The organism is Martinezella calliandrae (assembly GCF_030272695.1).
Classification (GTDB): Bacteria; Pseudomonadota; Alphaproteobacteria; order Rhizobiales; family Rhizobiaceae; genus Rhizobium; species Rhizobium calliandrae.
This window is the reverse complement of sequence record NZ_JARFYN010000268.1, coordinates 1-217: the sequence shown is the minus strand read 5'-3', so window position 1 is coordinate 217 and position 217 is coordinate 1. Positions and strand designations below refer to the sequence as shown.

Annotated in this window: 2 pseudogenes; both read right to left on the bottom strand. The window is 58.5% G+C overall.

Annotated features, from left to right (window positions below):
• Positions 1 to 111: pseudogene (locus PY650_RS37065) on the bottom strand (bifunctional methylenetetrahydrofolate dehydrogenase/methenyltetrahydrofolate cyclohydrolase); the annotation flags it as partial.
• Between the two features lie 3 nt (positions 112 to 114).
• A pseudogene (gene purU / locus PY650_RS37060) lies at positions 115 to 217 on the bottom strand (formyltetrahydrofolate deformylase); the annotation flags it as partial.

The window sequence follows — 217 nt, the reverse complement described above, 5'->3', positions numbered from 1 at the left end:
AACGGCAAGGCCGGTCTTCACACCCGTCTCTTTTTCCAATGCTGCGGTCGCCGTCTTCACCGCATCAATTACCGAAGCAGCCACCTGCTTGCCATCGATGATGTCAGCCATCACCTATCCCATCCTCTCCGAGGCATAGCTTCCGGGGCTTGCCGGGAAGACGATGGTGCGGTTGCCGTTGAGGAAGGTGCGGTAGTGGATATGGGCATGGATGGCC